Source organism: Candidatus Njordibacter sp. Uisw_039 (assembly GCF_047730075.1).
Lineage (GTDB): Bacteria > Pseudomonadota > Gammaproteobacteria > Pseudomonadales > Balneatricaceae > Njordibacter.
The window spans coordinates 1464833-1489650 of sequence record NZ_CP159831.1 but is presented as its reverse complement, the minus strand read 5'-3'; the positions used below and the strand labels follow the sequence as shown (position 1 = coordinate 1489650).

23 protein-coding genes are annotated in these 24818 nt (G+C 44.5%); 10 read left to right on the top strand and 13 right to left on the bottom strand.

The window, feature by feature from the left end:
• Window positions 1–11: 11 nt before the first annotated feature.
• On the bottom strand, window positions 12–344 hold the full coding sequence (gene clpS / locus ABXT70_RS07040; protein ID WP_443642496.1) for an ATP-dependent Clp protease adapter ClpS: 333 nt from the start codon (window positions 342–344) through the stop codon (window positions 12–14).
• 243 nt (window positions 345–587) lie between these two features.
• On the opposite strand from clpS, the gene ABXT70_RS07035 reads away from it, so the two are divergent.
• Entirely contained in the window at window positions 588–815 is a 228-nt protein-coding gene (locus tag ABXT70_RS07035) for a cold-shock protein (RefSeq protein WP_443642464.1), read from the top strand.
• A 67-nt stretch (window positions 816–882) separates the two neighbouring features.
• Here ABXT70_RS07035 and icd read toward each other — a convergent pair whose 3' ends face one another.
• Window positions 883–2139 (bottom strand): NADP-dependent isocitrate dehydrogenase, encoded by a 1257-nt coding sequence (icd, locus tag ABXT70_RS07030; RefSeq protein ID WP_443642463.1) that lies wholly within the window; start codon window positions 2137–2139, stop codon window positions 883–885.
• A 169-nt stretch (window positions 2140–2308) separates the two neighbouring features.
• Here icd and ABXT70_RS07025 point away from each other — a divergent pair, with 169 nt between their 5' ends.
• Complete coding sequence (locus ABXT70_RS07025) at window positions 2309–2872, top strand: pseudouridine synthase (protein WP_443642462.1); 564 nt, start codon at window positions 2309–2311, stop codon at window positions 2870–2872.
• 5 nt (window positions 2873–2877) lie between these two features.
• On the opposite strand, the gene ABXT70_RS07020 is transcribed toward ABXT70_RS07025, so the two are convergent.
• Window positions 2878–3336, bottom strand: coding sequence for a molybdenum cofactor biosynthesis protein MoaE (locus ABXT70_RS07020; protein ID WP_443642461.1), 459 nt, complete (start codon window positions 3334–3336; stop codon window positions 2878–2880).
• A 104-nt stretch (window positions 3337–3440) separates the two neighbouring features.
• Between ABXT70_RS07020 and mnmA the strand changes: the two genes are divergently transcribed.
• The 4 genes from mnmA to ABXT70_RS07000 are packed head-to-tail and all read left to right on the top strand — an operon-like array spanning window position 3441 to window position 7740.
• A complete protein-coding gene (gene mnmA, locus ABXT70_RS07015; RefSeq protein ID WP_443642460.1) occupies window positions 3441–4538 on the top strand; it encodes a tRNA 2-thiouridine(34) synthase MnmA in 1098 nt (365 codons plus the stop codon).
• Window positions 4531–5178 carry a high frequency lysogenization protein HflD gene (gene hflD, locus ABXT70_RS07010; RefSeq protein WP_443642459.1) on the top strand — a complete coding sequence of 216 codons (648 nt, stop codon included), beginning with the start codon at window positions 4531–4533 and terminating at the stop codon, window positions 5176–5178. The genes mnmA and hflD overlap by 8 nt, the downstream gene beginning before the upstream one ends.
• 25 nt (window positions 5179–5203) lie before the next feature.
• Window positions 5204–6571 carry an adenylosuccinate lyase gene (gene purB, locus ABXT70_RS07005; protein WP_443642458.1) on the top strand — a complete coding sequence of 456 codons (1368 nt, stop codon included), beginning with the start codon at window positions 5204–5206 and terminating at the stop codon, window positions 6569–6571.
• Window positions 6571–7740, top strand: a complete 1170-nt coding sequence (locus ABXT70_RS07000) for a JmjC domain-containing protein (protein ID WP_443642457.1) — start codon at window positions 6571–6573, stop codon at window positions 7738–7740. Before purB ends, ABXT70_RS07000 begins: the two co-directional genes overlap by 1 nt.
• 25 nt (window positions 7741–7765) lie before the next feature.
• Here ABXT70_RS07000 and rraA read toward each other — a convergent pair whose 3' ends face one another.
• The 7 genes from rraA to ABXT70_RS06965 are packed head-to-tail and all read right to left on the bottom strand — an operon-like array spanning window position 7766 to window position 15647.
• Window positions 7766–8257, bottom strand: coding sequence for a ribonuclease E activity regulator RraA (rraA, locus tag ABXT70_RS06995; protein WP_443642456.1), 492 nt, complete (start codon window positions 8255–8257; stop codon window positions 7766–7768).
• Window positions 8258–8304: 47 nt separating this feature from the next.
• Entirely contained in the window at window positions 8305–9135 is an 831-nt protein-coding gene (locus ABXT70_RS06990) for a pseudouridine synthase family protein (protein ID WP_443642455.1), read from the bottom strand.
• The gene (gene prpF, locus ABXT70_RS06985) at window positions 9128–10300 is read right to left on the bottom strand and encodes a 2-methylaconitate cis-trans isomerase PrpF (RefSeq protein ID WP_443642454.1); all 1173 of its coding nucleotides are present in this window, start codon (window positions 10298–10300) and stop codon (window positions 9128–9130) included. The genes ABXT70_RS06990 and prpF overlap by 8 nt, the downstream gene beginning before the upstream one ends.
• An 8-nt stretch (window positions 10301–10308) precedes the next feature.
• A complete protein-coding gene (gene acnD / locus ABXT70_RS06980) occupies window positions 10309–12909 on the bottom strand; it encodes a Fe/S-dependent 2-methylisocitrate dehydratase AcnD (protein WP_443642495.1) in 2601 nt (866 codons plus the stop codon).
• A gap of 5 nt (window positions 12910–12914) precedes the next feature.
• Window positions 12915–14042, bottom strand: coding sequence for a bifunctional 2-methylcitrate synthase/citrate synthase (gene prpC / locus ABXT70_RS06975; protein WP_443642453.1), 1128 nt, complete (start codon window positions 14040–14042; stop codon window positions 12915–12917).
• Between the two features lie 25 nt (window positions 14043–14067).
• A complete protein-coding gene (gene prpB / locus ABXT70_RS06970; protein WP_443642494.1) occupies window positions 14068–14946 on the bottom strand; it encodes a methylisocitrate lyase in 879 nt (292 codons plus the stop codon).
• A 14-nt stretch (window positions 14947–14960) separates the two neighbouring features.
• On the bottom strand, window positions 14961–15647 hold the full coding sequence (locus tag ABXT70_RS06965) for a GntR family transcriptional regulator (RefSeq protein WP_443642452.1): 687 nt from the start codon (window positions 15645–15647) through the stop codon (window positions 14961–14963).
• 217 nt (window positions 15648–15864) lie between these two features.
• On the opposite strand from ABXT70_RS06965, the gene pabB reads away from it, so the two are divergent.
• Window positions 15865–17244 (top strand): aminodeoxychorismate synthase component I, encoded by a 1380-nt coding sequence (gene pabB, locus ABXT70_RS06960; RefSeq protein WP_443642451.1) that lies wholly within the window; start codon window positions 15865–15867, stop codon window positions 17242–17244.
• Between the two features lie 19 nt (window positions 17245–17263).
• Here the strand turns inward: pabB and cysB are convergent, their stop codons facing one another.
• Complete coding sequence (gene cysB, locus ABXT70_RS06955) at window positions 17264–18238, bottom strand: HTH-type transcriptional regulator CysB (protein ID WP_443642449.1); 975 nt, start codon at window positions 18236–18238, stop codon at window positions 17264–17266.
• Window positions 18239–18309: 71 nt separating this feature from the next.
• The gene (gene dsbD / locus ABXT70_RS06950; protein WP_443642448.1) at window positions 18310–20148 is read right to left on the bottom strand and encodes a protein-disulfide reductase DsbD; all 1839 of its coding nucleotides are present in this window, start codon (window positions 20146–20148) and stop codon (window positions 18310–18312) included.
• Window positions 20149–20300: 152 nt separating this feature from the next.
• Here dsbD and ABXT70_RS06945 point away from each other — a divergent pair, with 152 nt between their 5' ends.
• On the top strand, window positions 20301–21380 hold the full coding sequence (locus ABXT70_RS06945; RefSeq protein ID WP_443642447.1) for a 3-deoxy-7-phosphoheptulonate synthase: 1080 nt from the start codon (window positions 20301–20303) through the stop codon (window positions 21378–21380).
• 61 nt (window positions 21381–21441) lie between these two features.
• Here the strand turns inward: ABXT70_RS06945 and nfuA are convergent, their stop codons facing one another.
• The gene (gene nfuA / locus ABXT70_RS06940; protein WP_443642446.1) at window positions 21442–22035 is read right to left on the bottom strand and encodes a Fe-S biogenesis protein NfuA; all 594 of its coding nucleotides are present in this window, start codon (window positions 22033–22035) and stop codon (window positions 21442–21444) included.
• A gap of 174 nt (window positions 22036–22209) precedes the next feature.
• Here nfuA and ABXT70_RS06935 point away from each other — a divergent pair, with 174 nt between their 5' ends.
• Both ABXT70_RS06935 and ABXT70_RS06930 read left to right on the top strand, forming a co-directional pair.
• Window positions 22210–23568: an MATE family efflux transporter gene (locus ABXT70_RS06935; protein ID WP_443642445.1), complete on the top strand. Its 1359-nt coding sequence runs from the start codon at window positions 22210–22212 to the stop codon at window positions 23566–23568.
• A 2-nt stretch (window positions 23569–23570) separates the two neighbouring features.
• Entirely contained in the window at window positions 23571–24758 is a 1188-nt protein-coding gene (locus tag ABXT70_RS06930; protein WP_443642444.1) for a cation:proton antiporter, read from the top strand.
• Window positions 24759–24818: the final 60 nt, after the last annotated feature.

Below are 24818 nucleotides of genomic sequence, written 5' to 3'. Positions count from 1 at the left end.
ATCTCTTTCCTCTAAGAAGCTGATTCAACTTCACATAGTAATGGGTGTTTGTGTTGACGAGAAAATTGGTTTACCTGCATAGCTTTGGTTTCGGCCACGTCTTTAGTATAGGTACCACATACACCTTTGCCCTGCGTATGAACCGCCAACATAATTTGTGTTGCTTGTTCTTCGTTATGGTTAAAGAAACGTGCCAAAACTTCAATGACAAATTCCATAGGTGTGTAATCATCATTTAACAATACAGCTTGGTATAACGACGGTTGGGCCACCTTAGGGCGAGTTTGCTCAATAACCTGCAAATCGTGGTTGTCATCTGGCGTATTTTGGTCGTCCTGACTCATCAACGTAGGATTGTCGCTTGGATTGTCAGCATAACAGCGGTGGCGAGTAGAAAGGATGGGCATTAGTACACTCTGGATTTAAATATTGTTTTCATCATAACGTTACTATTGGGCCTATGTCTGCATTTTTCCAGAGCAGAATTAAAAACTACTGCTAATATTATTACAGAGTCATTGGAAGAGCTGTTGGTCAAGTATTACGGGGCCTTCTTTTTAAGTTAAGCAATGCAGAGGGTAAATGGTATGCAAGCAGGCAAGGTGAAATGGTTTAATAACGTAAAGGGTTATGGCTTTATCGTTCCAAACGACAATGAAAGTCAGGATTTATTCGCCCATTATTCTGCCATTCAAAGTGATGGGTATAGAACTTTAAGAGCGGGGCAAGATGTTGATTTTGAACTTACAGATGGCCCCAATGGGCCGCAAGCATCAAATATTATACTAAAGTCAAGTTTAGAACCACCCCAATAACTTCAATAGATGTGTGGCCCCAAAAAAAACCAGCCTGGGCTGGTCTTTTTTTTGAACAACCCTAGAACTACATGTTTGCAATAATAGCGTCACCAAATTCAGAGCAAGACAGTAAAGTAGCATCGTCCATTTGACGTTCAAAGTCATAAGTTACAGTTTTGGCATTAATCGCACCCTCGGTGCCAGAGACAATCAAGTCCGCCGCTTCAAGCCAGCCTAAATGACGTAACATCATCTCGGCCGATAAAATAATAGAACCAGGGTTTACCTTGTTTTGGCCTGCATACTTAGGAGCAGTACCATGGGTAGCTTCAAAAATGGCAATATCATCACTGAGATTAGCTCCTGGGGCTATGCCAATGCCACCTACCTCTGCTGCTAGGGCATCGGATAAGTAGTCACCATTCAAGTTCAATGTAGCGATGACGTCATATTCTTCCGGACGTAAAAGAATTTGTTGTAGCATGGCGTCGGCAATAACGTCTTTGATGATAATGTTTTTACCGGTATTTGGATTGGTCATTTCGCACCAAGGTCCTGCGCCTATAGTTGTTGCGCCAAATTCTTGCTGGGCAATTTCATAACCCCATTCTTTAAAGGCACCTTCAGTAAACTTCATGATGTTGCCCTTGTGAACCAAGGTTAAAGAATCACGATCATTATCAATAGTGTACTGGATAGCTTTACGAACTAATCGTTTAGTTCCCTCTTCTGATACAGGTTTGATGCCAATGCCACACATTTGGTCAAAACGAATTTTGGTGACACCCATTTCTTCTTGTAAAAACTTAATAACTTTGTCAGCTTCGGCAGAACCAGCCTGCCACTCAACGCCGGCATAAATGTCTTCTGAATTTTCGCGGAAGATAATCATGTCTACGTTTTCTGGCTTTAGCACTGGGCTAGGTACACCGGTAAACCAGCGCACAGGGCGTTGACACACATACAGGTCTAATTCTTGGCGCAGAGCTACATTTAAAGAGCGTATGCCACCACCTACGGGTGTGGTTAAAGGGCCTTTAATGCCTACTTTAAATTCTTTAAACGCAGCTAATGTTTCTTCCGGCATCCAAGTGTCTGCATCGTAGGTTACGGTCGCTTTTTCACCAGCGTATACTTCCATCCAATGAATTTTTTTGCTGCCATTGAAGGCTTTCTCTATGGCGGCGTCTACCACCTTAAGCATTACTGGTGAAACGTCAAAACCGATGCCATCGCCTTCAATATAAGGGATAATAGGGTCGTTAGGCACGTTGAGAGAAAGGTCGGCGTTAACAGTGATCTTAGAGCCTTGCTCTGGGACGATGATGTTTTGATATGTCATGAGTTCTCCGAATGCATAAAAAATAATCTTGAAGCGTAGATAAGCGACCTAAAAAGTCGTTTTTGTAGTCGGGGCCAATTATAGCTTGAATGCCCCGGCAGGCCCAAGGAATCATGTAGTTATTTTACAAAATTCTAACAATTCATAGAACCAATAAGGAATTTGTTACGTGCCTAATATCCTCTTTTTTAATAAACCTTTCCAGGTGCTAAGTCAGTTTAACGACGATCAAGGCCGGGAAACTTTAGCGGCTTACATCGATATGCCAAAATTTTATGCCGCTGGACGACTAGACTATGATTCAGAAGGCCTTATGGTATTGACCAATGACGGGCAATTACAACAGCAGATAGCAAACCCAAAACATAAGTTAGAAAAAACCTATTGGGTTCAAGTTGAAGGTCGAGTAGATGAACATCAGTTAAAATGCTTACGAGCTGGGCCGGTGCTCAAGGATGGCCCTACTAAACCTGCCAAAGTAAGGCTGTTAGGCGCTGAAACAAAAAACCTATGGCCACGTGTTCCCCCAATCAGAGAGCGAGTTTCTATACCAACTCAATGGTTAGAAATTCGTATTAGTGAAGGCCGAAATCGGCAAGTAAGACGTATGACGGCCGCTATAAACTTACCCACTTTGAGGCTAGTCCGAGTAGCAATTGGTAACTGGAAGTTAAAAGGCCTCAATGTTGGCGAATGGCGCTTGGAACAAACCGAAGGTCCACAGCATAAATAACCTGCTTACCAACGTTTGTCGGCTTGCTGATCGGACTCTTTACCTTTAACCCATTGTTTGCCGTTTTCGGTAAATTCTGCTTTCCAAAACGGCGCATCTTGTTTTAGGTAGTCCATCACGAACTCGCATGCACAAAAGGCATCACTGCGATGACGTGATGTTACACCCACAAGCACGATTTGCTCATGACGTAGTAACTTACCCACCCTATGGACCACATGAATGCCTTCTATAGCCCAGCGCTGATGTGCTTTATCCACTATTTGTTGTAAACAGGCTTCGGTCATGCCCGGGTAATGCTCGAGTTGCATGGCCTCTACTTTGGCATCGTCCAAATCACGCACTAAACCCACAAACAATACTGCAGCACCCGTACCGGCTGGGTTTATTTTGAGCAACATTTGGTAATGCTGGCTAATATCAAAGTCTGCTTCTTGCACAAGGATGAGATCATTGGTTTTCATGCAGGTAAAAATCCTTGGAATCTTTCCATAAGCCTAGGCGTGAGGACTTGGTTCGGTTAAAATTACGTCTGTTATCTATTCTGTTTATCGCTTGAATTAAATCTATGAGTGAATCCTCCTCTACACGCGTTATTGTCGGTATGTCCGGCGGTGTTGACTCTTCTGTTTCTGCTTTGCTGCTAATGCAACAAGGATACCACGTTGAAGGCCTGTTCATGAAGAACTGGGACGAAGATGATAGCACAGAGTATTGCACTGCTAAGCAAGACTTAGCCGATGCTCAAGCGGTCTGCGAAAAACTAGGTATCCACTTACACGCTGCAAACTTTGCCGCAGAATATTGGGATAACGTGTTTGAACATTTTTTAGCTGAATATAAAGTGGGGCGCACGCCTAATCCAGATATTCTATGTAACCGTGAAATTAAATTTAGAGCTTTTTTAGACTACGCCAAAACCCTTGGTGCAGATTATATTGCTACGGGGCACTATGTTCAGCGTCAAGGTGAGGGCCTTCGGTGTCAGTTGGTTAAAGGCCTAGATGGCAATAAAGACCAAAGTTACTTTTTGCATGCCGTAGGCGCTTTAGAAATGAGCCAAACCTTGTTCCCTATTGGTGCTATGGAAAAACCAATAGTGCGCTCTATAGCCGAAGCTCATGGCTTGGCTAACCACGATAAAAAAGACAGCACAGGTATCTGTTTTATTGGCGAACGTCGATTCAAAGACTTTCTACAACAATATTTGCCTGCTCAACCGGGCAAGATTGAAACCGTCGATGGTGATGTCATCGGCGATCATCAAGGGCTAATGTATCACACCATTGGTCAACGCCAAGGTTTAGGCATTGGTGGCTTAGCCAATTATAATGAATCTGCCTGGTACGTAGTGGATAAAAATTTAGACCGCAACCGGTTAATCGTCGCCCAAGGCAAAAATCACCCACGCTTATTTAAACCCTCCCTTACCTGTCAGCAGTTGATGTGGGTCGATGGCAAGGGCCCTGACTTAATGCAAGGTGTCTCTGTAGAGTTGATGGCTAAAATACGCTACCGCCAAGCAGATCAAACGTGTACCTTAACAGTCTTGCCTAATGGGAAAATAAATGTGGTATTTATAGAACCACAAAGAGCCGTCACACCAGGCCAATCTATTGTGTTTTATGATGGTGATGTATGTCTTGGAGGAGCAGTCATTGATTAGTCGCTTAAACCTCAACCAAGAACGCGTGTTGGCCTTAGCTGCTGTAGTTCAAGCCGCAGCACTAGTTCACCAAGTCGCAAGTACTGGACAAGCCGACGAAAGCGCTAGCCGCTGTAGTCTTGCATCGCTTTTTGTCACTAACCCAGACAGTAGTGAAGATGTATTTGGCGGTGCTGAAGCAATTAACAATTTACGCTTAGGTTTAGTAACCTTAAAATCTATTATATCTCAAGATCAAATCACAGGAGCCCAAGAAATTACCCGTTATGTGCTGGGGTTGGCTCACTTGCAAGGCAAGCTGCGTAAACGCCCGGAAATGCTTAACGACATTAGTAAACAATTAAGTCATAGCCAAAGACAAGTTGATCTGTATGAATTGGTGCACCCTAATGTGTTCGCCAGTGTTGCTGAAACCTACTCTTCTACTTTGAGCAGTTTTCATTTTCGTATCCAAGTTACCGGTAATCCCACTTACCTTCAGCAACCCATGAACACCAATCGTGTGCGCAGCTACCTTCTTGCCGGCATTCGTGCAACCACATTGTGGCGCCAAGTTGGTGGTCGTAAGTGGCAGTTAGTATTGTTTAAAAATTCCTACCAGCGTGAATTAGACGCGTTGCTTAGTCAACTTAGTCATTAACCTAAACCTAACCTAGGACTCCGTTATGGATTTATCGTCAATTTCAGCCCTTTCTCCAGTAGATGGTCGATATGGCAGCAAGACTGCCTCACTTCGTCCCTATTTTAGTGAATTTGGTCTTATTTATAACAGGGTGTTGGTTGAAGTGCGCTGGTTACAACGTCTTGCTGATCATCCACAGATCGGTGAAGTTGCCCCTTTAAGTGATAAGGCTAATGCCCTTCTCGAGCGCTTAATTAATGACTTCGATGAATCGGCAGCCCAGCGCGTTAAAGACATAGAAAGCACCACTAATCATGATGTAAAAGCCGTAGAGTACTACATTAAAGAACAGTTCAAAGATAACGCAGAACTACACGCTATTAATGAATACGTCCATTTTGCTTGCACTTCCGAAGACATCAACAATTTGGCCCATGGCTTAATGCTTAAGCAAGGTCTAGAGCAAGTGATGGTGCCGGAAATGACTGAGGTATTGGCGCAAATTAAGTACTTAGCCCACAGTCACCAAAATCAACCTATGTTGTCTCGCACCCACGGCCAAACTGCTTCTCCATCCACTATGGGTAAAGAAATGGCCAACGTTGCCGCACGTCTTGAGCGCCAACTGAAGCAGATTCAGCAGATGGAGTTCTTAGGCAAGATTAATGGTGCTGTAGGTAACTATAATGCTCATTATACGGCTTACCCAGAGATCGATTGGCAAGCCAACGCCCAGACGTTTGTAGAAAGCTTAGGCTTAACTTGGAACCCTTACACAACGCAAATTGAACCCCACGACTACATTGCCGAATTGTTTGATGCCATTGCGCGTTTTAACACCATCTTATTGGATTTTGACCGTGATATTTGGGGTTATATTTCCCTTGGATTCTTTAAGCAAAGAACTATATCGGGAGAAATTGGTTCATCTACTATGCCCCATAAGGTTAACCCCATTGATTTTGAAAACTCAGAAGGTAACTTGGGTATTGCTAACGCTCTGCTACAACACTTAGCCAGCAAACTACCTATTTCTCGTTGGCAGCGTGACCTCACAGATTCCACTGTGTTACGTAATTTAGGTGTAGGCCTTGCCCACAGCCTGATTGCTTATCAGTCTACTTTAAAAGGTATTAGTAAATTACAGCTTAATGCCCAACGTTTGGATGCCGATCTAGATAACGCGTGGGAGGTGCTCGCTGAGCCCATTCAAACGGTAATGCGTCGTTATGCCATTGAAGAGCCATATGAAAAGCTAAAAACCCTCACCCGTGGTAAAACCATTAACGCAGCCATTATGGCTGAGTTTATTGACAGCCTAGATTTGCCACAGTCTGTAAAAGACGAGCTTAAAACCTTAACTCCGGCTAACTATATTGGTAACGCTATTGCCCAAGCAGCAGCGATCTAATGACGATGGCACCATTGACCCATTTGGGTGATTTGACCGTAGCCGAATTTATTGCAGATTACTGGCAGCAAAAGCCAGTGTGTATCCGTAACGGTATTGCCTTTGAAGATGCGCTCATCGCCATGGACGAGTTAGCAGGGTTAGCTCTAGAGCCAGAGGTAGAGTCGCGTTTAATTGAAAACAAAGGTGACATAAAAGATTGGCAAGTTACCCACGGCCCGTTAAAAGAAGTTGATTTTAATAAAGAACGAGATTTTCCTTGGACCTTGCTGGTGCAGGGTGTCGATTGCTTTGTGCCCCAAGTACATGATTTTTTGGCTAAATTTAGATTTTTACCCAGTTGGCGTTTAGATGACATAATGATTAGTTACGCCACAAATGGTGCTGGCGTTGGTGCCCATTACGATCGTTATGATGTTTTTTTGATTCAAGGGGAAGGCCAGCGCCAATGGCAAATTGGCCAAACCTGCAGCGAAAACTCAGCGTTAATGGCCCATGATCAACTCTGTTTGTTACAAGACTTTGAGTGGCACGAAGAATTCATTCTTAACCCAGGCGATATGTTGTATATCCCGCCTCTTGTGGCCCATCAGGGTGTAGCAGTTTCCGATGCTTGCGTAACCTATTCTGTAGGATTTCGTTCGCCTTCCCATGGCGATGTACTCACCACCTTTGCCGACGAGCGTAGCATCGACATTAGTGCCGACCTGCGTCTAAAAGACCAAGGCTTTACGCCTAACAGTGGCGAAATAAGCGCTGCAGATGTTGAGGGTTTGATGCAGTTAATGCGAGACCAAATTACCCCAGAAAATGTTGCTCAGTGGTTTGGTAAGCACAGCACAGAAGCCAAGTACCCCGCTTTAGATATGGCTGAAGACGCTATGGACCTAGCAGAGTTAGAAAGCATCATTAACGATGCATACGGCGTATTGAGGGTGTCAGAAGGGGTGCGCTTGGCTTATACATGGCAAGGTGACGGTGGTTTAACCCTATTTGTACAAGGTGAGGCGTTGCCATGCCCACCGGAAGCTACAGCTTTTGTTGAAGCGATTGCAAACCAGTGGTTGCTAGAAGTGGATGAAATGGCACCTGTAATAGTCAATGATGCAGCCAAAGCTATGCTATTGATCCTCCACAACCAAGGTTACCTATACTTCGCTGACGAATAGTATTTTATAGTTTTTTGTGCTTGCCCTATGGCTCATCTAGTAACAAGGGGTGTGGTGCCACCAAAACACCGTTGTTGTCGGCATAGATAAAGTGCCCGGGAACAAAGGTCACCCCACCGAAATGCACTTCTTGATTAATTTCTCCTAAACCACGTTTTTCAGTCTTCATTGGATGTGCTGCTAGAGCTTGTATCCCGAGATTAATACTACCAATGGCATTTACGTCTCGTATACAGCCATAAATCACTATGCCTTCCCAGCCATTGGCTGAGGCTTTCTCGGCTAACATATCGCCCAGTAACGCACGTTTTAGTGAACCACCACCATCAACCACTAAAACCTTTCCAGTACCATCTTGGCCTGCTAGCTCTCGTACTTTAGAGTTATCTTCATGGCATTTAAGGGTCACAATTTCACCGCTAAAGCGTTCTTTAGCACCAAAGCTCTTAAACATGGGTACTACCACCTGTACAAGGTCTTCAAACTGATCGCATAATTCGGGTAATAAATCTTGCATAAAAAAGTAATCCTAAGGCTACGCTAAACTATAGCTTAATCGTAAGTCTAACCAACTTGAGGCAAGTAATCATCCTTAAGCCGGTAACTTTTATCAAGGCCAGTTATAGGGCAATTAAAAGCTAAATAGGTAGAAACTAGGCATAGATTAACGCTAGATTCATCTACATCTGGCCCATATAATCGGTCCCCAATAATGGGGAAACCCGCGCCACTCAAGTGTTTACGTATTTGGTGTTTACGACCAGTTTCAATTTCTATGCATACTAAGGACTTATTAGTATTTGACTCGTATGCCAATAAACTCGCTTTACTAAGAGCATTTTTTTCGTCAATGGCCGTGTCTAGTATTAATTCTTTTGGGAACGAGCCTGATACCAATGCAGTGTATTTTTTGTTAATCGCTCTCCTTTCGAATAAACCACTAAGAGCAGAAGCTGCAGATTTTGTATGGGCAATCAGCATTAACCCCTGTGCTGCACGATCTAAACGGTTAACGATGAATGCAGGCCTCTGAGGGGGATGGTTTTGTTCTACCCAGCGGTTAATGGTGCAATGATCGCCCCACTTTGAACCCTGGCTCAACATGCCGTAAGGTTTATACCAAACGCTGTAGTCGCCTTCGTCAGCGATTAAAACGGCAGCGTCTACCTGCAACCCTAAAATCTGTGCATCGTAATAAAGGTGCAACTGTTGACCAATTTTAAGGATTTTATCTACCCGTCTTAGGCGTTTGTGGCTGCTGTCAGCATCACTTATCCAAACGGCACCTTTCTTCATTGCCTGTTTTATCTGTTGTTTAGACAAGCTACTCTGCTGCTTTAGCAGCTCAGCAGCAGGTATCGAAGGGTCAATGACCTGAGCGTGAAACTCAGGCATTGGGTATTCTAACCCAGCCTTCCATCAATATTCTTGCACTGCGGCTCATGATGGCCTTAGTGGCCTGCCACTTACCAGCATCTTGGTGGGCTTCAGCACCTACGGTTAAGGTGCCTGAGGGATGGCCAAAGGTAACCTCCGTGCGCTCACCTCCACCAGCAGCAATGTTGACTAAGGTGTTAGGGATGGCAGCTGCCGTACCAATAGCCACGGCAGCGGTGCCCATCATCGCATGGTGTAACTGGCCCATGGACATGGCCCTCACGAGTAAATCGATATTTTCAGCACTAACGATACTGCCACTTGATGAAATATAGCTCTTAGCGGGGGCTACAAATGCGATTTTTGGGGTATGTTGGCGGGTTTTGGCATCTTCAATATGGCTAAATAAACCCATGCGTACGCCACCATAGGCGCGTATGGTCTCTAGCTTGGTTAACGCCGCTTGGTCCGTATTAATGTCAGTTTGTAGCTCTGTGCCTATATATCCTAGATCTTGCGCCCTTAAAAAAATGGTAGGTATACCTGCATTTATCATGGTGACATCAAAAGTGCCAATATTGGGCACTTCCAACTGATCTATCAAGTTACCCGTGGGAAACATATCTGCGTCTGCAGCAGAGGGATTAATAAACTCTAGCTTGATCTCAGCGGCCGCAAAGGTTACACCGTCCAACTGGAAATCACCCGTTTCTTGCACTTGTCCGTTAACCATAGGAATATGAGCAATGATGGTTTTTTTGATATTGGCTTGCCATATTCTAACTACCGCCATGCCATCGCTAGGAATACGGCTAGGGTCTACCAAACCAGAACTAATAGCAAAAGCCCCTACTGCAGAAGACAGGTTACCGCAGTTGCCGCTCCAATCCACACAAGCCTTATCAATAGACACTTGACCGAACAAATAATCTACGTCGTGATCTGGCTGGGTGCATGGGCTTAAGATAACGGTTTTACTGGTGCTGGATGTTGCACCACCCATGCCATCAATCTGTTTGCCGTATATATCGGGGCTGCCAATCACTCGCATTAATAACGCGTCCCTAGCTGCACCAGGTACTTGGGCTGTTGCGGGCAAATCCAATAGGTTAAAAAATACACCTTTACTGGTACCGCCACGCATATAGGTGGCTGGGATTTTTATTTGCGGTTGAAAGCTCATGTTAAGTCCTAAGTAGCATTGGTTGATTCAAGAAAATCTTGGGTGAAGCGTTGCAAGATACCACCCGCAGCATAAACTAAAGTTTCTTCTGCTGTATCTAAGCGACAGGTAACGGTAATGCTATCAGAGCTACCATCCACACGATTAACTACCAAAGTTAGGTCACAACCAGGGCTTGGGTCACCCATCACATCAAAGGTTTCTGTGCCGTTTAACTTGTGGCTTTTTCGGTCTTCTAACGCTTTGAATTCTAAAGGTAAAATACCCATACCTACAAGGTTAGTACGATGAATACGTTCAAATCCTTGCGCTACTATCACTTCTACACCTGCCAAGCGTACGCCTTTAGCCGCCCAGTCTCTGGATGAACCTTGGCCGTAATCTGCACCAGCAACAATAATTAGTGGTTGAGCACGCTCCATATAAGTTTCAATGGTTTCCCACATACGCAGGATCTGGCCTTCGGGTTCTAGTCTGGCAAGTGATCCTTGCTGGATATTTCCCGCATCATCACGACACATTTCGTTAAGCAGCTTAGGGTTAGCAAAAGTGGCTCTTTGTGCAGTTAAATGGTCACCTCTATGGGTGGCATACGAGTTGTAATCTTCCTCTGGTAGTCCCATTTTGGTTAAATACTCACCTGCCGCGCTGTTGGGAAGAATGGCATTGGAAGGCGATAAGTGATCGGTGGTTATATTGTCGCCTAGTATGGCTAAGGGCCGCATGCCTTTTAAGGTGCGTTCACCTGCCAAAGCACCTTCCCAATAGGGAGGCCTACGTATATAGGTAGTATTAGGGCGCCAATCATATAAAGGGCTTTGAGCTTCTTCTATTTTACCTAGATCAAACATTGGAATATAAATTTGTTTAAACTGCTCAGGTTTAACACATTTGGCAACGATAGCGTCTATTTCGTCATCTTCAGGCCAAATATCCTTAAGGCGAATGTCATTACCCTGTTGGTCTTTACCCATTACATCTTGTTCAATATCAAAACGCATAGAACCAGCAATAGCGTAGGCAGCCACCAACGGTGGTGATGCTAAGAAAGCTTGTTTGGCATAGGGATGAATGCGACCATCAAAGTTACGGTTGCCCGATAATACGGCTGTGGAATACAGGTCGCGGTCTATGACTTCCTTTTGAATTTTAGGATCTAAGGCCCCGCTCATACCGTTGCAAGTGGTGCACGCATAGCCAACAATACCAAAACCAAGTTGTTCCATTTCTGTTAACAGGCCTGCTTCTTCTAAATAGAGCTTGGCCACTTTAGAGCCGGGAGCAAAGGAGGACTTAACCCAAGGCTTACGCTTTAAACCTAAGCGGTTAGCATTTCGGGCTAATAAACCCGCGGCGATCACATTGCGTGGGTTACTGGTATTGGTACAGCTAGTAATAGCGGCGATAATCACTGCGCCATCGGGCATTAACCCATCAGCCTCAGCATTATTGTAGGCTTTGGCAATGCCTCGTTCAGCCAAGGCTGAGGTTGGTAACCGCAGATGAGGGCTTGATGGCCCAGCCATGGTACGGCCTACACTAGACAAGTCAAAGGTTAGTACTCGTTCGTACTGGGCATCCACCATGTCTTCGGCCCATAAACCGTTGATTTTGGCATAGGTTTCAACCAAAGCCACTTGCTCTGGTTCGCGTCCGGTAATGTTAAGGTAATCAATGGTTTGCTGGTCGATATAAAATAGCGCCGCAGAGGCTCCATATTCCGGAGTCATATTAGAAATGGTTGCGCGATCACCAATGGTTAAACCATTGGCACCCTCACCAAAGAATTCAAGATAAGACGACACAACCTTTTGTGCCCGCAAAAACTCAGTAAGCGCCAGCACCATGTCTGTGGCAGTAATACCAGGTTGCCGTTTGCCGGTGAGCTCTACACCGATAATGTTTGGCAACCGCATCATAGAGGCGCGGCCTAGCATTACGTTTTCTGCTTCTAACCCACCTACTCCAACAGCAATTACGCCTAAGGCATCAATGTGTGGCGTATGGCTGTCGGTACCGATACAAGTGTCTGGATAGGCCAGCCCATCGCGGTTCTGAATAACTGGAGACATTTTTTCCAAATTGATCTGATGCATAATGCCGTTGCCGGCTGGGATCACATCAACGTTTTTAAACGCTGTTTTGGTCCATTCAATAAAATGGAAGCGGTCATCGTTGCGTCGGTCTTCAATAGCACGGTTTTTTTCAAACGCGTCAACGTCAAAACCGGCATGCTCTACAGCCAAAGAGTGGTCAATAATCAGCTGTGTCGGCACTACGGGGTTCACTTTGGAAGGATCACCGCCTTGCTCTGCGATGGCATCCCTCAATCCAGCTAAATCCACCAAAGCAGTTTGCCCTAAAATATCATGGCACACCACTCGTGCTGGATACCAAGGAAAGTCTAAGTCTTGCTTACGTTCAATCAATTGCTTAAGGGACGCAGTTAACATGGAAGGCTCACAGCGACGTACCAGCTGTTCCGCTAAGATCTTGGAGGTATAAGGTAACTTGGCGTAGGCACCCTTGCTAATGTCGTCAATGGCGGCTGGGGTATCGAAATAATCTAGCCCAGTATCCACCAAGGCCCTGCGGTAGTTGGTGTTCATCATTATTAACCCCTTTGCGCTATATCGACCCACTGGGCAGTTTCAGGGCCTGTGTAGTCTGCACTTGGGCGAATGATACGATTGTTAGTGCGTTGTTCCATTACATGGGCTGCCCAGCCCGTTAGCCGTGACATAACGAAAATTGGGGTAAATAACTTAGTGGGAATGCCCATAAAATTATAGGTAGAGGCGTGGAAGAAATCAGCATTACAAAATAGCTTCTTTTCGCGCCACATCACTTCTTCACAACGAACAGACACTGGGTATAAATGAGTGTCACCGATAGATTCGGCCAGTTTTTCTGACCAGCCTTTAATGATGACATTACGCGGGTCGGACTCACGGTAAATAGCATGGCCAAAACCCATAATTTTGTCTTTGCGGGCCAACATACCCATGATGGCAGATTCAGCTTCATCTGGTGTGTGCCAGCTTTCAATCATATCCATAGCTGCTTCGTTTGCACCACCATGTAATGGACCTCTTAGGCTACCAATGGCGCCCGTTACGCATGAATGCATGTCGGAAAGCGTGGACGCACAAACCCGTGCAGTGAAAGTTGATGCGTTAAATTCATGCTCGGCATACAAAATCAGTGATACGTTCATGACCTTGGCGTGTAATTGACTGGGTTTTTTATCATGTAACAGGTGCAGAAAGTAGGAACCAATGGAATCGTCATCAGTTTCAGTTTCAATACGCACGCCTTCATGGCTAAAGCGATACCAATAACAAATGATGGCGGGGAACAAAGCTAACAAACGATCTGTAACCTCTTGTTCCATAGAGAAGTCAACTTCGGCCTCTAAGTTACCCAACATAGAGCAACCTGTGCGCATGACGTCCATCGGGTGGGCATCGGCAGGTATCTGCTCTAGTACAGTTTTTAGACCCTGAGGCAAGTGGCGCATGCTCTGTAGTTTTTGGGTGTAAGCATCAAGTTCTGTTTGATTTGGCAGATGCCCTTTAAGCAGCATATAGGCGACTTCTTCAAAACTGGCTTTTTCTGCTAGCTCACTAATGTCGTAACCACGGTAAGTTAAGCCTGTGCCCGTTAAACCGACGGTACACAGCGCGGTAGAACCTGCAGATTGGCCCCTTAGGCCAGCGCCAGAGATAGGTTTAGTGCTCATTGTTTTAATCCTTTTATTGGTGTGGTTACAGGTTTTTCCCGGCCGCAAATAACTCATCTAACTTTTCTTCAAACGAGTGGTAGTCTAAAAAACCGTACAGTTCCATACGAGTTTGCATAGTATCGATGACGGCCTTCTGATCACCGTCAGCTAATAAATGTTCATACACATTGAGAGCGGCTTTGTTCATAGCGCGAAAAGCACTAAGTGGATAAAGCACCATGTTTACACCTACATTGGCTAATTCGCTTTTATTGTACAAAGGTGTGGCACCAAATTCGGTAATATTGGCCAATAAAGGCACAGCTATTGCCTTAGAAAAGGCTTCATAGTCGGTCAGTTTGTGCACAGCCTCGGCAAAAATGCCGTCTGCACCCGCCTCTATACACGCTTGAGAACGATCAATGGCAGCTTGTAAACCGTCCTTCTGAAAGGCATCGGTTCTGGCCATGATAAAAAAATCGTCATTAATACGGGCATCTACAGCTGCCTTAACGCGATCTACCATTTCTTGAGTAGGCACAATTTCTTTATTGGGGCGATGACCACAACGCTTTTGCGCCACTTGATCTTCAATATGCACCGCAGCTACGCCTGCAGATTCCATGCCTTTAATAGCCCTGGCAATATTAAAAGCGCCACCCCATCCTGTATCTATATCAACCAACAGAGGCAGTTCGCTGGCCGCAGTGATGCGGTTTGCATCGGCTAGGACATCGTTAAGGCTGGTTATGCCTAGATCTGGCAAGCCATAGGAGGCATTGGCCACCCCACCACCAGACAGATAAATAGCTTGATGGCCAACTTTTTCAGCCATCATAGCGCTGTAGGCGTTAATGGTGCCAACAATTTGGAGTGGCTGGTTATTGGTGATAGCTGCACGGAATTTAGCACCTTGGCTCATTCTAGTAGTCTTGCTCATCGATTCTCTTCATCCTGAGTATTTGATTGTGTTTGCATGCGTTGCATGATGTTATTTCGAGCGTTATTGATATGACGTTTCATGAGCCACTCGGCTAACTCTCCGTCGCCTTCTTCAATGGCGCTACAAATTTGGTCGTGTTCCTTTAAGGCTTGCTGCGGCCGATTGCTAGACAAGCTAAATTGGTACCGGTACATGCGCACGAGTTGATACAAGTCGCCAGCGAGCATGTCGATAAGGCGTTGGTTTTTACTGCCATGAACAATACGGTAGTGGAAATCCACATCGCCTTCTTGCTGAAAGTAAGACTGACCCTTAGTGTCTAGAATGTGCTTACGATGGCTATTTAGAAGCAACCGAAGGTTCACTTTTTCGTCTGCAGACATAGCTTGTGCTGCAAGTTTGGCAGCCAAACCTTCTAGAGATTCTCGTATTTGATAAATTTCCAACAGTTCTTGGTAAGACAGCTTTACTACCCTAGCCCCAACATTAGGAGTGCGTGTAATTAAACGCATCGCTTCAAGCCGGCTCATGGCTTCTCGAAGGGGTCCACGGCTTATGCCATGAATACGGGCAAGTTCTGGCTCATTGAGCTTTTGGCCTTGAGTGATGGCGCCAGTGATAATATCTTTTACAATACGTTCGCACACTTGTTTAGCTAACGTTGTTATTTCTTCCTGCATAATACATTGTCTACACATTTAGAGTGAATGTATTATATTCCCCCTTATAACGGTCGTCAAATTAGACATTGATCTAATATTGTAGACAATATCCTAACATTGTTTACAATTTAGGTTTTTATTATATTGAGTTTATGCTCCTAATTAGAGCAAAACCCTAGTTCCATTCCTTCGGGACAGTTAGAATACCCACATTATAAGTCTTAGAATCGCTACAGTGTATATAGCTAACCTACCGTTCGCAGAAAACGCCTGCCATTATTTTGAAGCCATACGGCATCTACCTATGCCTCTTTTACTGGATTCTAGCCGTCCAGCGAGCCATTTTGGTCGTTACGATATCGCTATGGCTCAACCACTGGCAGTGATTAGCCATAAAGATGGTGTTACCAAAGTTGAGCAAAATAACACCGTGACAGAAACGGATACAGATCCTTTTCACTTGATTGGCGAATTGCAATCTGAGTTGCTTGACGATACGAGCAAACTTGCTGACGCCCAAGGCATTCCATTTACCGGTGGTGCGGCAGGACTATTTGGTTTTGATCTGGGACGATCTATAGAAACGCTTCCTGCAACTGCGGTGGCAGACATAGCTATGGAACACCTGTGTATAGGCATATACCCTTGGGCAATTATCAGCGACCATGAGCTACAAAAAAGCTACTTGGTGAGCCAGCTTGATGAACCACGCACTCAAGCCTTAGTAGCAAATGTTCTCCAAGCCAAACCTAGCCATGACAAAAAATTTAGCCTTGAAAGTGACTTTGTTTCAAACATGACGAAACAACAATACGCCGAGAAATTTCATCGTGTGATCGACTATATTCATGCTGGAGACTGTTATCAAGTGTGTTTAGCTCAAAGGTTTGATGCGCCTTATAAAGGCAACCCTTGGGTCGCTTACAAACAGCTGCGTCAGGTATCCCCTACGCCATTTAGTGCCTATATGGAGACGCCAGAAGGTGCACTATTGAGCTTATCACCAGAACGTTTTTTACAGGTAGATAATTGTAAGGTAGAAACTAAACCTATTAAGGGCACCCGTCCAAGGGGAAAAACAGTCACGGAAGATCAACAGCTGCATGAACAATTGGCGGCAAGCCCTAAGGATCGTTCTGAGAACTTAATGATCGTTGACTTACTGCGGAATGACCTTAGCAAGCACTGCCTGCCCTTTTCCGTCAAGGTACCCAAGTTATTTGCCATAGAAAGCTATAGTAATGTACACCACCTAGTAACGACAGTAACTGGAGAGCTTGAATCTAGCGAGCAAACTTTACCTTTGTTAAAAGGTGCATTTCCAGGGGGTTCGATCACTGGGGCGCCTAAGTTACGCGCCATGGAAATTATTGAGGAGCTGGAACCCCATCGACGCAGCGCTTGGTCAGGCTCTATTGGCTACATAAGCAGTAATGGTCGTATGGATACCAATATTTGTATCCGTACTTTAGTCACTAACGCCAAGGGTGATGGTGGTGGCCATATCTATTGTTGGGCTGGGGGTGGGTTAGTCGCTGACTCTGAATGTGACGCTGAATACCAAGAAACCTTTGATAAGGTAAATAACCTACTTAATGGTTTGCGTCATCTTTAAGCTATCTGTGTTTTAACACCTACCTCGTAGGCAGTTCTTTATGTTCAAACAAGACATCCAGTTCCTGCTTCGTGCGGCATGCTTGCGCGGCTTCTACTTTGCTCTTAGTAAGGTTGGGGGCAAAGGCCTCAATAAAATCGTACATATAACCACGCAAAAAAGTACCCTTTCTAAAACCGATATTAGTGGTGCTATGGGCAAATAAGTGGCTTGCATCCAGTGCTACTAAGTCGCCGTCAAGTTCGGGTTCATAGGCCATAGACGCAATAATACCAACGCCAAGGCCTAGCCTAACATAAGCCTTAATAACATCGGAATCTACTGCTGTAAAAACTACCTTTGGTTCTAAATGGGCGTTATTAAAAGCGTCATCCAACTTAGATCGCCCAGTGAAACCAAATACATAAGTAACAATAGGGTGTCTTGCTAATTCCTCTAAAGAAAGGTTTTCTATCTGAGCTAAAGGATGATCTTTAGGCACCACGACACATCGGTTCCAGTGATAACATGGCATCATCAATAAATCACTGAATTGATCTATGGCTTCGGTAGCAATAGCAAAGTCTACTTCGCCATCTGAGGCTAAGTTGGCGATTTGCTTAGGTGTGCCCTGCTGCATATGCAATGACACATCTGGATACTGGCCAATAAAATTATTAATCACTTTAGGCAAAGCATAACGCGCTTGGGTGTGGGTTGTGGCGATAGACAAAGAACCTTTAGTTTCATCGGTGTATTCTTGAGCCTTGCGCTTAATGCCATCGACCTTTAGTAGTACATCGTGAGCTGACTCTAATATAGCTAGGCCTGCAGGAGTAACGTGAGTGAGGTGCTTGCCACTTCTGGCAAAAATTTCAACCCCTAGTTCATCTTCTAACAAACGAATCTGTTTACTTATGCCTGGCTGCGACGTAAACAAACTCTGGGCTGTAGCGGAAACGTTGAGGTTATGTTTTTCTACTTCACAGATGTATTTCAGCTGCTGTAACTTCATAAGTATTATTTAATCTATACATGATGATCTATAAATAGTACCACATAGAACAAAAAAGCATATAAATATAATTACAGCGTATTAACCTGATGCACGAGCTTAACTAAATCGTCAATGGCTGGAACCCCAATCACCGTTTCTGCATTCACTTGGCCCTTAGCGTTATAAAAAACTAATGCCGGAGGCCCCACTAAATTCATTGACTGCATTAGCTCTTGAGCAGCTGGGCTATTAACGGTGACATCCACTTTAATGACCTTAAAATCAGATAGAGCAAGTTGCACCCGGCTATCGGTAAACACAAAGCTATCCAATTCCTTACAGGAGATGCACCAATCAGCATAGAAATCTAACATAACAGGCTGCTTATCTAGTTTTGCCTGTCGTAATAACGCTGCTACCTCTTGGGGTAACACTTTGGAAAAGTTAAGACTACGCGGCACAGCTTGGGACATATCTTCGGATTCAGTGGCAACAAGACTGCCTAGAGGCTGTAATAAGGTACCCGTACCGGCCAACTGCCCGACAGCTAACACCGTGCCATAAAGGCCTAAAAACATTGCTAATGTATAGCTTATTACTGCACCAGCCATTGTCTCTAAGGGGGGCTTCCAGCGATGATGCAAGGCCAAAACCAAGGCCATGACAATAGCTATTAATGCCACCAAAAGCAGCGTTAACTCTGGCCATACGCGGTCAGTCATCCATAGGGCCATTAGCAACATTAAGAAACCAAAACCCACTTTAATTCGATGCATCCAAGGGCCCGTTTTCGGAATCCATTTACTCGCCGACGTGCCCACTAACAGTAATGGCAAACCCATACCAAAACCCATAGCAAACAGGGCAAGGCCGCCCGTGGCAGCATCCCCAGTTTGGGCGATAAATAGCAACGCACCAGCAAGTGGCGCTGCTACACATGGGCCCACCACTAATGCAGACAATATGCCCATGACCGCCACGCCAGTATATTGACCACCTAATTGGTTATTGCTAATGGCATTGATTTTATTTTGAATGGCCTGTGGTATTTGCACATTAATCCAGCCAAACATGGCCACAGAAAACAGCACAAACAATGTTGCTGTAGTGCCTATCACTGCAGGGTGTTGCAAAGCAATTTGTACATTGGCTCCACTTAATCCTGCAACTAACCCTGCCACACTGTATGTGGCTGCCATAGACAACACATAAATGAAAGACAATAAAAAACTTTTGGTTGGACCAGGCTTGGGGTTCAGGCCAACAATGATGCTCGATAAAATCGGCACCATAGGTAATACACATGGAGTAAACGCTAAAGCTAGACCCGCTAACAAGAAAATTACTAACAAGGTAGCAATGGACGTGTTTTCCAGGTTTTGTATAAACCAATTGGCATTAGTGCTGCTAGTTTTGGACCAGTCTGTTGCTCCTAAAGATAATGATTGGCTATCTGCTGTAACGGTGTTAATCGCTGTAAGTGCAATAGTCGTAATTTGTGGCGGGTAGCAAACGCCTCCAGTCCAACAACCTTGGTAATGAATGGTGAGGTGAGTTGCAGCAGTATTTGAGCTAGGTAATGCACCTGTTACACGGAGCTGCCTATAATAAACTTTTGTAGTGCCAAACACAGGGTCTTGCTTAATTACTGCAGGGGGTAATAACACCTGTTCTAGAGGCTGGTTATTAGACGTGGTAAAAACCAATTTATCTTGATAGAGGTAATAATCGTCAGCAATGGTCCACATCACTTCAATTTTATCATTATACTGTTGGGCACTGATGGCAAAGGCCTGATCTGCGGGCAACGGGTGCTTGGTAGTACTGAACAATGCTGCTTGAGCCTGCACTGGCAATAGTAAGCACATGAATACGGCAAGGATTAGACCAATAACCAATGAGCGGCTCTTTATACCCAGTATTGCCATGATCCGTTTCTCTTAAATACGATTTAGGTGAGATTCATTTGTTTGTGGGCCTTTACTTGTGTTACAAAGGACGGCTTGATTATAGCGTTTAGACCTCACCATAAGCCAACATTTACCCGCTTTTACTATTAGTTATTTTATAGAGACAAACTATGACCGATCGTCGCATCGAAGACCTGAATATTGCTAGCCAACAGGTTCTTACATCCCCTGAGGATCTGAAAAACCAACTGCCCACCACTAGTATGATCGCTGATGGTGTAATGCAGGCTCGTCAAACCATCAAAAATATCTTAGATGGCAAAGACCACCGACTATTTGTGGTGATTGGGCCCTGTTCTATCCATGATACCGAAGCTGCTTTAGATTATGGACGCCGCTTGGCCTTGTTGGCGAACGAGCTAAAAGACACGCTCTATATCGTCATGCGGGTATATTTTGAAAAACCACGTACTACAGTAGGCTGGAAAGGTCTAATTAATGATCCTCATCTAGACGGCACATTTGATATTGAAACGGGCTTGCACATAGGTCGTAAGCTCATGCTGGACTTAGCCGCTATGGGTTTACCCTTGGCAACAGAGGCGCTAGATCCTATTTCACCACAGTATCAATCAGACTTGTGGAGTTGGGCGGCCATCGGTGCGCGAACTACAGAGTCTCAAACCCATCGCGAAATGTCATCTGGTTTGTCCTGCCCCATTGGTTTTAAAAATGGTACTGACGGTGGCTTAACCGTTGCCTTTAATGCGTTAGAGTCTATGGCATCGCCCCATTCGTTCCTGGGCATTAACCCCCATGGTCAAGTGTCGATCACCCGCACCAGTGGCAATGAGTATGGCCACGTCGTGTTGCGAGGTGGTGGTGGAAAACCAAACTACGATTCAGTTAACGTGGCTCTATGCGAACAAGCGCTTGCGAAAGATCGTTTGTCTGGCAATATCATGGTGGACTGTAGCCATGCCAACTCCAGCAAAGACCCGTCTATACAGCCCTTGGTGATGGATAACATTGCGCAACAAATTAATGAAGGCAATGACTCTATTGTTGGCCTGATGATCGAGAGTAACATTAACTGGGGTAACCAATCTATTCCACAAGATTTGTCTGAATTACAATACGGTGTGTCTGTCACAGACGCTTGTATAGACTGGGATACAACAGAAACCAGCATGCGTGAACTCGCCAGCAAATTGAAGCAGAGCTTGCCTAAACGGCTTCGCCTAGGATAAACCATTCTTCAAAGGCAAAAAAACCAGCTAAAATGCTGGTTTTTTTTGGTTAAGAAAAGCACTACATATAAGCGTTCTCTGTATTGGAGTGGTCTGTGACATCCCGTACTGCACCGATTCCAGGAATTCGCTCTTTTAAGGTTTTTTCAACACCTTCCTTAAGGGTTAGTGAAACAGAACTGCAACCCTGGCAACCGCCACCAAATTTTAATACCGCCACATTACCTTCTTCTTCTGCCACCACGCCTACCAAACTTACATCACCACCGTGGGAGGCTAAACCTGGATTAATTTCTGTATATAGGTAATAGTTAACTTGAGCATCTAATGGACTATCTGCGGTCACTTGAGGCATTTTAGCATTCGGAGCCTTAATAGTGAGCTGGCCACCCATGCGGTCTGAACTATAGTCAATAAAGGCTTCATCCAAGTAGTCTACGCTGGCTGGATCGACATAGACCCTAAATTTCTCTAGATCTGAGAACTCATCAGTAATTTTAACTTCATCTGGGCGACAGTACGCTAAGCAAGTTTCAGCGTTTGGAGTGCCTGGGTCAGTGACAAAAATACGCACTGAAATTCCTTCTACATCTTGTTTTGAAAGCAATTCTGCTAAATATTCTTGGGCGCTGGGGGTGATGTCTATGTAATCCACTGTTTTTTCCTTTGTTACCAACTACATGAGTATCCCTTAGGGACTCAACTCTTAGGCTATTATATACCCTACTGTTTTACTTGGGTATTCATTTTAAAGACTTGATAAAAAAGCATATAATGATGTCTCGCTAGATTAAAAAAACCTACTAGACATCTGTTAAGCAAACTATACATGAGCAATCCTCAAACAAATGATTTTTATTATTCTCGTAAACCTACATTGGCTAATTTATGGCGCATTGCGGCACCATTAATTGGGGCAATGTTATCGCAAGCTATAGTGGGCCTAGTAGATACCGCCCTTGTTGGGCACTTGGGTGGTTTAGCTCTAGCAAGTGTAAGCATTGGTAGTTATCTAGTGTTTATTTTGGTAGCCATCATTACTGGGTTCGGCATCGGCTGGCATGGCCTAGTATCTCAATATGCCCAGTCCCATATAGGGTTGCTGGGTTTAGGTTTGGTATACGGGGTTTTGATCTCAGTTTGTTTGGGTATAGCTGGCGCCTATGCTGCTGACGATGTGATCAATTTGTTTGTTTTGGATGATCGCATTAATAGCCTTGCAGTTTATTATGGTCAATCTCGCCTTTGGGCGTTACCTGCCATTGTGATAAGCATTGCAGCTAGAATTTATTGGAGTGAACGAAGTACTCCGTGGCAATATACCAAACTAATTTTACTTGCACATCTAGCTAATGTACCAATTAGTTATGGCCTCATTTACGGTATTGGTGGGTTGCCCGCCATGGGGGCAGTGGGTGCCGGAGTGGGCACCAGTATTGCACTTTGGTTAGGTGTTTTGTTACAGCTGGTTTTGTTATATAGGCGCAACTTAAGGTACGTGGATTTTCGTTGTCAATTTAGCGTAGAAAACTGGCTATTGCTATTACGTTTTACTTGGCCACCTATGCTACAACAGTTGGTGTTTGCTTTACATTTAGCTGTGTTTTTATGGCTCTTGAGCCAACTCGGGTCCTCCGCAATGGCTGCCTCTTTTGCAGTGCTAAATGTCGGGCTCTTGCTAGTTCTGCCAGCCATTGGCTTAGGTCAGGCGGCCTTATCCCTTGTAGGCAGTGCCTTGACGAAAAAAGACAAAATACGAGCCATAGGGTGGAGTAAATTAATTATGCGCACAGGTATACTTACTGCGCTAGCACTAACAGTATTGCTTGGGTTTATAAGCCAATGGTTGTCCCAACTGTTACTTGTTAATCGGGATTTACAACAACTGATGGCCACCGCCTTACCTTGGTATGCCATGGCCATGATTTTAGAAACCACAATCATCATTTTAAGCCGCTTCGTGCTGCTAACGGGCTTACGAAAGACCGTATTAATACTGGTGAGTACTAGCCAATGGCTGCTGTTCTTGCCATTATTGGCTTGGCTAGCGCCAAGTTATGGGTTTATGGCTGTGTGGTGGTTACATATTGGTTACCGAATGCTTGCGGCTATACTTCTTTGGCTGGTGTGGCGACATTATATAAATGGCTTACCTATGGGCCAAAACTTTTCACCAAACAAGGAATAAGGATGCATACGGAATCGGTCATATTTTCATTTTTCTTAATCTTTACAGGCGCAGCCCTGCTAGCCACCTTATCGTTGTATTTTAGACAGCCATTACTTTTAGCCTACATTGTTTTAGGCGCCATATTGGGGCCCTTTGGTCTTGAATGGGTTGTGGATACAGAGTTGTTGGCTGATGTTGCCCATGTTGGCATTATTTTCCTGTTGTTTCTGATCGGTCTTGATATGCAGCCTAGCCATTTGCTACAGATGTTACGCAAAGGCTACATGGTTGCGTTTATAAGTTCCGTAGCTTTTGCTCTATTAGGATTTGTCGTGGGTTATGGTTTCGGCTTCAGCATGATAGAAAGCCTTATTATCGGCGCATCTACCATGTTCTCCAGTACAATTATTGGTATCAAACTACTACCCACAACTGTGCTGCATCATAAACAAACTGGTGAGCTCGTAGTGGGTCTATTGTTGCTACAAGATCTATTAGCTATTATTCTATTAACCCTGTTAACAACTTTAGGCCAACAATTTAGTCAGGGATTAGAGCTATCCTTAAGTGCTGATTTATTAATAAGCCTTGGGGCTTTGCCGATGGTCATGTTAGCTGCACTGGGTTTTGTTCGTTGGGTGCTGTTGCCACTCATTAAGCGATTTGATCGTTTTCACGAATACATATTTCTTTTGGCCCTAGGCTGGTGTTTAGGTTTAGCTGAATTGGCTCACAGTATTGGTTTGTCTGCTGAAATTGGTGCTTTTATTGCGGGAGTAAGCTTAGCCTCTAGCCTGATTAGCCAGTACATTGCCATTAACTTAAAACCTATAAGAGATTTCTTTTTAGTGTTATTTTTCTTTTCAATAGGTGCCAGTTTTAACTTCCCCCTTATGCACTCTATTTGGTTTCAGTGCTTGGTGTTAGCAACCCTAGTCGTTACCATTAAGCCTGTTGTATTTGGCTGGATTATTAGGCCTATTTGTAAATCTAAGGCGACTTCGTGGGAGGTTGGTTTTAGGTTAGGCCAAACTAGCGAGTTTTCAATTTTAATTGCCACCTTGGCAGCTTCTAGCATGTTGATTAGTGAATCGGCCTCACTACTCATTCAAGCCACTGCAATCTTAACGTTTGTGGCATCTTCTTACCTTGTAGTGTGGAACTTTAAGTCACCTATAGCAGTAAAAGATCATTTACGACACGACTAAAAAAGCCCCCGCAGGATGCTTGTTGGGGCTTGATAATTTCACGCATACGACGCTTACTCT

Coding starts and splice junctions, on each gene's coding strand:
- clpS (WP_443642496.1), bottom strand. CDS start 344: ATGAGTCAGGACGACCAAAATACGCCAGATGACAACCACGATTTGCAG.
- ABXT70_RS07035 (WP_443642464.1), top strand. CDS start 588: ATGCAAGCAGGCAAGGTGAAATGGTTTAATAACGTAAAGGGTTATGGC.
- icd (WP_443642463.1), bottom strand. CDS start 2,139: ATGACATATCAAAACATCATCGTCCCAGAGCAAGGCTCTAAGATCACT.
- ABXT70_RS07020 (WP_443642461.1), bottom strand. CDS start 3,336: ATGAAAACCAATGATCTCATCCTTGTGCAAGAAGCAGACTTTGATATT.
- mnmA (WP_443642460.1), top strand. CDS start 3,441: ATGAGTGAATCCTCCTCTACACGCGTTATTGTCGGTATGTCCGGCGGT.
- purB (WP_443642458.1), top strand. CDS start 5,204: ATGGATTTATCGTCAATTTCAGCCCTTTCTCCAGTAGATGGTCGATAT.
- ABXT70_RS07000 (WP_443642457.1), top strand. CDS start 6,571: ATGACGATGGCACCATTGACCCATTTGGGTGATTTGACCGTAGCCGAA.
- rraA (WP_443642456.1), bottom strand. CDS start 8,257: ATGCAAGATTTATTACCCGAATTATGCGATCAGTTTGAAGACCTTGTA.
- ABXT70_RS06990 (WP_443642455.1), bottom strand. CDS start 9,135: ATGCCTGAGTTTCACGCTCAGGTCATTGACCCTTCGATACCTGCTGCT.
- prpF (WP_443642454.1), bottom strand. CDS start 10,300: ATGAGCTTTCAACCGCAAATAAAAATCCCAGCCACCTATATGCGTGGC.
- acnD (WP_443642495.1), bottom strand. CDS start 12,909: ATGAACACCAACTACCGCAGGGCCTTGGTGGATACTGGGCTAGATTAT.
- prpC (WP_443642453.1), bottom strand. CDS start 14,042: ATGAGCACTAAACCTATCTCTGGCGCTGGCCTAAGGGGCCAATCTGCA.
- prpB (WP_443642494.1), bottom strand. CDS start 14,946: ATGAGCCAAGGTGCTAAATTCCGTGCAGCTATCACCAATAACCAGCCA.
- ABXT70_RS06965 (WP_443642452.1), bottom strand. CDS start 15,647: ATGCAGGAAGAAATAACAACGTTAGCTAAACAAGTGTGCGAACGTATT.
- cysB (WP_443642449.1), bottom strand. CDS start 18,238: ATGAAGTTACAGCAGCTGAAATACATCTGTGAAGTAGAAAAACATAAC.
- dsbD (WP_443642448.1), bottom strand. CDS start 20,148: ATGGCAATACTGGGTATAAAGAGCCGCTCATTGGTTATTGGTCTAATC.
- ABXT70_RS06945 (WP_443642447.1), top strand. CDS start 20,301: ATGACCGATCGTCGCATCGAAGACCTGAATATTGCTAGCCAACAGGTT.
- ABXT70_RS06935 (WP_443642445.1), top strand. CDS start 22,210: ATGAGCAATCCTCAAACAAATGATTTTTATTATTCTCGTAAACCTACA.
- ABXT70_RS06930 (WP_443642444.1), top strand. CDS start 23,571: ATGCATACGGAATCGGTCATATTTTCATTTTTCTTAATCTTTACAGGC.